Origin of the sequence: Loigolactobacillus jiayinensis (genome assembly GCF_003946445.1) — a bacterium.
Taxonomy (GTDB): domain Bacteria; phylum Bacillota; class Bacilli; order Lactobacillales; family Lactobacillaceae; genus Loigolactobacillus; species Loigolactobacillus jiayinensis.
Window position 1 is genome coordinate 1 of record NZ_RHOF01000095.1, and the last position, 7,051, is coordinate 7,051.

Below are 7,051 nucleotides of genomic sequence, written 5' to 3' on the forward strand. Positions count from 1 at the left end.
TCAGTTACATGGGTTAAAATCAGCCTTTAAAGATCGCCCGCGAGCCTATCAAGAAACGCAAGCCGAAGCGGTCGCATATGTTGCCATGCAAAATATTGGTGTTGATACCAGTAACTACTCACTCGGGTATGTGGCTACCTGGGCTAAAGATAAAGCCGTGATCCATAGCGCTTTAAGTGAAATCCAGCAAGTTAGTAACAAAGTGATTGAGCTTAGCGACGGGTTAACCAAACAATTAGGCTTACAAGAAGCCCAAAAAGAGCCTGAGCATGATCTAAAAGAACTATCAGCCCTGACACTTAATCAGTCATATCAAGGCTTGCAACAAAAGGTTCAACAAGCAATTAGTCCACAACAGAAAGCGCAATTTAAAAACCAGTTAAACGATGTGCACCAAGAAATTAGTGAGCGAACACAAAAACAACTGAAAGCATTTGCTGAACAGAATCCAGGAATCAAACAACCCAAATCCGAACTTGATCAAAGTTTAAAACGGTAGCAAGTTTTTAAGGGACATGCTATAATGTAATAGAAAAAGGAAGTCTTGCGCTAACAAGACTTCCCGTGCAAGCCGCTTCAAAGGCGGTGGCATTAGTTAAAAAATGATAGTTGAGTCACCCTGTAACCTAGCCAAAGTTACGCAGGGCGGCTTTTTTATTTGTTCCTTTTGTCGATGTATGTTAGCAACGCTAAAATAAACATTGCAAACAGCAACATCAACGAGAGTGTCTGGAAGACGCTCATTGACTGTGAAACCTTCCTGAAGATTATTCCATGTTCCCATGGGCCTCACCTCACAAGGGAAAAGACAGCCACCGCCCTTAAAACTTCCTGCGTAATCCATTATACAGGTGAATTAAGTGTTGACCAAGCACAATAAAAATTAAGTCATGGGGTTTCATAGGATCCTAAATTTGATCAAATTAAGAATCAGCAAAACATCTTTTGTAGATACCCTTTTTTTAGTTCTTGGAGTTTTTCAAGCTTACGCTGATTGGAAGCGATAGTCTGATCTAACTTCTTTAATAGACTAGCAACCGATTCTTGTTCTTTTATTTGTTTTGGTACAGATAAAGACATACCCGACAATTTCTTTAAATTAAGGTTTGCTTGTGAGCTTGTATCCGCCTGAGATTTAATCTTATCCGCTACAAAATCCAATGAGTATTTAATAAGTAAAACGTTGTTTTTATCAGATTGAAAACCAATAATACTATCCGGAAAGGCAGCAGGTATATCTAAAATAGCTGAGTCAGCAATATTCGCTGCAATAGTTATAGCTAAGGTTCCTTTAGGCCAAAGCTTACTTTGTGCGATTCCTGTTTCATTATATGTTTGGCTGTAATGTGTGATATACAATTCAGAACTACTAACATCACCCGTTTGTATCATTGGATAACGTCCACCATATAATTTAGGATCATTTCTGGGACGATGTTTAGATTTCCCACGAGCTAATAAGCCAAGATCATCGAACTTACGCTGTTCCCAAGCGTCAGCAAACCCTGCAAATCTTAATTGCGGGAACTTGCTACCATTTTTAGGGAACAGTTTCTGCAAATAGCCCTGTTTAAGTTCCTTAAGCTTAGCTAACTTACGCTGATGAAGAGTTATAAGGTGATCAAGTTGTTGGAAAAATGAGCCAATTTTTTGTTGTTCCCCTTCAACTGGTACCATAATTTTGGCGTCTTTAATATCGTTTGAATTGATACTTTCAAATGTTGAACCTGTGCTGTAACGAGTCCAATATCCGGTTAATTTCATTTTTCCAAGTTGTTGGAAGATAAATTCATTTCCTTTAATTGCTGCAACACCGCGGCCTAGAACTACGTCATAATCAGTCTTCCCAATATCTCCAACTGGTGCACGAACACTTAAAATTAAATCACTTTTTTCAGCTTTCTTAGTAATTTGTGTAGTCCAAACTCTTGGAACAACACGACCGTTTTTCATATCAGCATTACCTTGAACAAGAATGTAGTCATCTGGATTTTTTGTATAGTTTTCAGAATTTGGAGATTGACCCATGGTAAGTTGGGCTTCTTCTCCCAACTTACGCTCTTCCCAAGGATCAGTGAAACCTTTAAATCTTAATTGCGGATATTTAGCTTGGTTATCTTTCATTGTGGGCCTCCGGTTTTGACTGGTCATTTTCCTGGGTGGCCACTAACTGGCTGGCTAATTCATTAAAGGTTTGTTCATTCTGACTGATTTCCTCGTCCAGTTGTTTCAGATCAGCTTTAACTTGGTCCAGATCAATCTCGGGTTCCGGTTCAAACATATCGACGTAGCGCGGAATATTTAAATTATAATCATTCTCTTTGATTTCTGCCGGTGAGGCCACATGGGCATATTTATCGACATCTTGCCGGTTTTGATAAGTGGTCACAATTTTTTGAATATTCGCTGCCGTTAGCTTATTTTGATTCTTGTCCTTTTCAAATTCCCGGGACGCATCAATAAACAAGACGTCATCAGTGGTTTTATGTTTCTTTAAAATCATGATTAACGTTGGAATACCAGTGGAATGAAAAATATTGGCGGGTAGTCCAATAATGGCATCAATCCGGTTATCTAACAGGAGCTTTTGGCGAATCTTGCCTTCTTTAGCACCCCGAAATAATACGCCATGGGGTAAGACAATGCCCATAGTCCCGTGTTCCTGCAAATGATAAAAGCCGTGTAGCAGAAAGGCAAAGTCGGCTTTAGATTTAGGTGGTAAGACGCCATAGTCGCGGAAACGGGGATCAGACAAGCGTTTATCACTGTTATCCCAGTGTGCCGAGTAGGGCGGGTTCATGACGACCGCATCAAATAAGTAAGGTTCGTCAACCGGCCAATCTTTACTTAACGTGTCACCATTGCGTAAGTGCATATCGTCATACGAGACTCCATGTAACATTAGGTTCATACGGGCCAGGTTATAGGTCGTGGTGTTCAATTCTTGGCCGTGATAACTCACTAAATTGGGGTCTTGCACGTGCTGTCCGACATTTAATAGCAGTGAACCGGAACCAACCGCTGGATCATAAATAGTTCGAACTTGTTTGTCACCTGCATTGCGCTGATAAGTCACAATCTGGGCAATAATGTCGGACACCTGCCGTGGAGTATAAAATTCACCCGCCTTCTTACCAGAATCACTGGCAAATTGCGCGATTAAGTATTCATAGGCGTCACCTAAGACGTCGCCCTGATGATGGATAAGATCAATCGCATTTAAAGCTAACATGGTATCACTGATAGTTTGATTCCGTTGTTGTAAAGAACTGCCTAATTTATTACTACTTAAATCCACATCGGCAAACAAGCCCGAAAAGTCTTGCGCTGAAGATAGATTTTGTGTCGACTGTTCCAGATCATGAAGTGCTTGAGATAAATCGTCTAACGCAAAAGTATGGGCTTGAATCTTGCCAATCAGGGTGGTGTACAACGCTTGTGGTTGAATTAAATAGCCGAGCGTGTTTTGTAAATACTCAACTAGACTGGGCTGCACCGAGACGCCTTCCAACTCAAACTGAGGATCCATATACTGAGCATATTTCTGGGTAACATTTTCGTTTTCACCTGCCCAATCACTAAAGGTCGTTAAGGTTTTCTCAGATAGAAACCGATAAAAAATTAACCCCAATAAATAATTTTTATATTCAGAAGCGTCCATTTTCCCGCGTAAGACATCGGCCGCATTCCATAGGGCGCTTTCAAGTTGACTAGCTTGAGTTGTTTTTTCTGACATTGTTTAACCTCACTTATTTTTGTAGATAAATTGCTAAATCGTGTTCAATAAACTGCCGCCAAGCGGCCTGGGACTTAATCCGGTATAGTGGCAAAATAGCTGGAATCTTCGGCCCAGCGGCAGTTTGAGCTTGTAAGGCCGCTGCTAAATTCGCTGACTGCGTTAATTCTTGTTCATGATGCCATTCATCGGTACCCACGGTGTGTTCACGCGCCACCCGCAATAGGGCTGTTTGATCTAAGCCCCACGTGTGGGCGAATACCGACGTTTTTTTGACCAATTGTTTCTGGGCGTAATCAGCCACCAATTCCCGAGCATTCAACGCTACTGGCGCTTGATTTGGGGCGCTCTGTTGCTGAGACTGTTGCATTTGTTGCTCAATATAGGGCATGGCTTCGCGAATTAATTGAGCCTGTTGCGGTTGCGTTTCCGCTAATTTATTCAAACTAGCCTGTACTTTGGCACTGTTTTGCAGGTAATCGGTCATATGCGCTTGGGCTTGATCAGGCGTCGAGTACCGTTGCTGTTCATCAATCCAATCTTGAATTAATTGCGTCAAATAAGCATAATCCACCAAGACGACTGAACCAACGGCCAAGGAAAAGTCTAAGGCAGCTAATTCTTCGGGGACTTTCTCAGGCTCTTGGTTAGTAACCGCCGCTTTAATCCGCAGATATTTACCCGTATAGGATTCTACTTCGGGCTGAGCGATACCAAAGGCCTTTTCACTGTTTTCCCAAGTGAAATCGTTGTACATGGATAAGGAATTCAATTGTTGATTCACTTGGCGAAAGGCTTTCACAAACTGTACCTTGGCAGTAGTTCCTTTAAGGTCATCGGCAGCCGTCGGCGTTGGAGCAATGGCTTTTAAATCCACCACAGCCTTTTGAAATTTTAAGACGGCCTGCTGATAAGTGGGACGAATGATGACATTAAAAGAGCCTTCGCCACTATATAACTTATAAGCTTCACGTTCATTCGCTTCCATGATTGCTGGTACCCGAAAGGTCACAATTTGGCCTTCTTGTTTTAATTCCCGGTTTTGGAGCCGGTTGGTCCGTGAGTAGGCTTGAATGAGTTCTTGATAAGCTAAGGTGCGGTCAACAAAGAGCGTGTTTAGCCGAGGGGCATCAAAGCCTGTTAATAAACGGCGTACGACAATCACTAAATTTATTTCTTGATCCGTTTGTAAATGAGCAAAGACCGCCTCACGCCGAGCAGCCCGTTTTGCGACATCTTCGTTATAGAGATTCAAATCGGCTAAATCAAAATTAGTGTGATACTGCTGATTATAATCTTTTAAAATGGTGGCCATTTGGTCATGTTTTTGCGCACTCTGATCTTCGTTTTCACTTAATGAATAAGTAATCGCAATTCGGGGCCAATCAGGATCTAGCTGATTGTGAGTAGTCTTTTTCGCGGCTTTAAAGGCTTGATAATAGCGTTGCGCCATTTCAATGGAGCTGGTGGTTAAAATCGCATTGTAGTTGCCATGACCCAAACTCGTTTTACGCGGGCCTTTTTGTAAAATATATTGAACAACTTGGTTAATATGTTCATCGGTCTCAAAGTCAGCCGGAGTTAAATACGTTTCTTCCAAGTCCTTTACTGACATCGCTTGAATCTTGGCTTGAATTTTTGCTTCATCAGCTGTACTCAGCAGGCGGCCTTGCTTATCACGACGCGCTTTGACGCGCTGAGTTTCTTTTTCGAGGGCCCGGGTTATTAACGTGTCTTTCCCAATCGTCGTTACGTGTTCCACGTTAAACGGTAACACGGCTTGGTCCTCTAAGGCGTCTCGCAAGTTATAAACATGACAGACTTTACCAAATAGCTCCTCCGTCGTAACTGCTAGATCGCCTTTGAGCTGTTTCTTATTTTCATTAAAAATGGGGGTGCCAGTGTAACCATACCAGTTACTATTGATAAACGCTGCTCGAATTTCCTTTTGCATCTTACCAAACTGCGACCGGTGGGCTTCGTCAACAAAGAAGATCACCCGTTGCTTTAAAGTCTTACTAAAGCGGGATTGCTTACCGGTTGCCAGCTGGGCTTGCGTTTTTTTGACCGCCCGATGGAGCTTTTGAATCGAGGTGACCAAGACCTTACCGTCATTTTGTTGCAATTTACGCATTAAATCACCGGTATTTTGGGCTTCGTTAATGGCAATATCGTCATTGGCAGCATAGGCACTAAAGTTGCTGGTTGTCTGTTCGTCTAAATCCCGCCGGTCAACTAAAAAGATGACCTTATCGACACCAGGATCTTGCGCAGCTAATTTAGCGGTTTTATATGAGGTGAGTGTTTTACCAGAACCCGTGGTATGCCAAACGAAACCATCTTGATGGTCATGAATCCGGTGCATCACGGCTTCAATCGCATAAATCTGATAAGGCCGTAAGAGAATTAAGCTCTGACGTTCTTGGTCGATGACCGTATATTCACTGACCATTTTGTGGGCCATGGGAATATTAAGGACTTGGCGCGTAAACGCTAAGCCGTTTTCCACGGGGTGATTATCCCGCGTTCGCCAATTGAACAAAAAGGCTTTATTGAAATGATCCGGTTCGGCATTCGCAAAATACGCCGTACTATCCGGCGTCATAATCACAAACATTTGCAACAGCGAGTAAATTCCCGTATATTTACCTTCCTGCGCGTATTTTTCAATTTGATTAAAAGCCTGGTTAAGTTCGACCGTGGCTTTTTTTAGTTCCAATTGAATTAAGGGTAACCCATTAATCAATAGGGTTACGTCAAAACGGCGATCAGGATCGACATCTTGAGTACCAGCTAACCGTGGTCGCACTGCTTGTCGCACCACTTCATAACTAGATTTACCGCCAGCAACGTCCGCTTTCCAAAACAACTCGAGCGTCACCGTGCCCAGCTTAGCATCATCACGTTCAACTTCAACTTTGCCAATGCCATTTTCGGCGGCTAGTAACTTAGCTGCTTCGTAAGGTGTCCGGACCTCAATCGCCCGTTTAACCTGATTAAATTCGGTATCAGTTAAAGGGTGTCCCTGCAATTTAGCATAGTTATTGTTATTTAATTTATCGCGAAAATTAGCCCATAATTGATCCGGCGTCGCACCATACAGGTCTTTTCGTTCCACCCATTGATTACTTCCGGTCGTTAAGGTTTTAACAACTTCTTTTTCAAATGACAGTTCCAACATAAAAACATTCCTTCCCCCACCTTTAAATTACTCACTAGTTTATTATACGCGAACAGATTAGCGTTTAGGCTTCATAATTTGGTAGATTGTAAAATTAATCCGAACGCTGTTCGGACAAAAAAGATCAGCTTCCT

4 protein-coding genes and 1 pseudogene are annotated in these 7,051 nt (G+C 42.3%); 1 reads left to right on the plus strand and 4 read right to left on the minus strand.

What is annotated here, in order from left to right; translation table 11 throughout:
• Nucleotides 1–499 (plus strand): annotated as a pseudogene (locus EKM80_RS14270) (hypothetical protein); the annotation flags it as partial.
• A gap of 155 nt (nt 500–654) precedes the next feature.
• On the opposite strand, the gene EKM80_RS15160 reads toward EKM80_RS14270, so the two are convergent.
• The 4 genes from EKM80_RS15160 to EKM80_RS14290 form a co-directional block, all read right to left on the minus strand.
• A complete protein-coding gene (locus EKM80_RS15160) occupies nt 655–744 on the minus strand; it encodes a putative holin-like toxin (protein ID WP_072672334.1) in 90 nt (29 codons plus the stop codon).
• A gap of 186 nt (nt 745–930) precedes the next feature.
• Nucleotides 931–2,124, minus strand: a complete 1,194-nt coding sequence (locus EKM80_RS14280) for a restriction endonuclease subunit S (protein ID WP_125554320.1) — start codon at nt 2,122–2,124, stop codon at nt 931–933.
• A complete protein-coding gene (locus EKM80_RS14285; protein WP_125554322.1) occupies nt 2,114–3,736 on the minus strand; it encodes a type I restriction-modification system subunit M in 1,623 nt (540 codons plus the stop codon). The genes EKM80_RS14280 and EKM80_RS14285 overlap by 11 nt, the downstream gene beginning before the upstream one ends.
• Before the next feature lie 13 nt (nt 3,737–3,749).
• A complete protein-coding gene (locus EKM80_RS14290; protein WP_125554324.1) occupies nt 3,750–6,917 on the minus strand; it encodes a type I restriction endonuclease subunit R in 3,168 nt (1,055 codons plus the stop codon).
• Nucleotides 6,918–7,051: the final 134 nt, after the last annotated feature.

Coding starts and splice junctions, on each gene's coding strand:
- EKM80_RS14285 (WP_125554322.1), bottom strand. CDS start 3,736: ATGTCAGAAAAAACAACTCAAGCTAGTCAACTTGAAAGCGCCCTATGG.
- EKM80_RS14280 (WP_125554320.1), bottom strand. CDS start 2,124: ATGAAAGATAACCAAGCTAAATATCCGCAATTAAGATTTAAAGGTTTC.
- EKM80_RS15160 (WP_072672334.1), bottom strand. CDS start 744: ATGAGCGTCTTCCAGACACTCTCGTTGATGTTGCTGTTTGCAATGTTT.
- EKM80_RS14290 (WP_125554324.1), bottom strand. CDS start 6,917: ATGTTGGAACTGTCATTTGAAAAAGAAGTTGTTAAAACCTTAACGACC.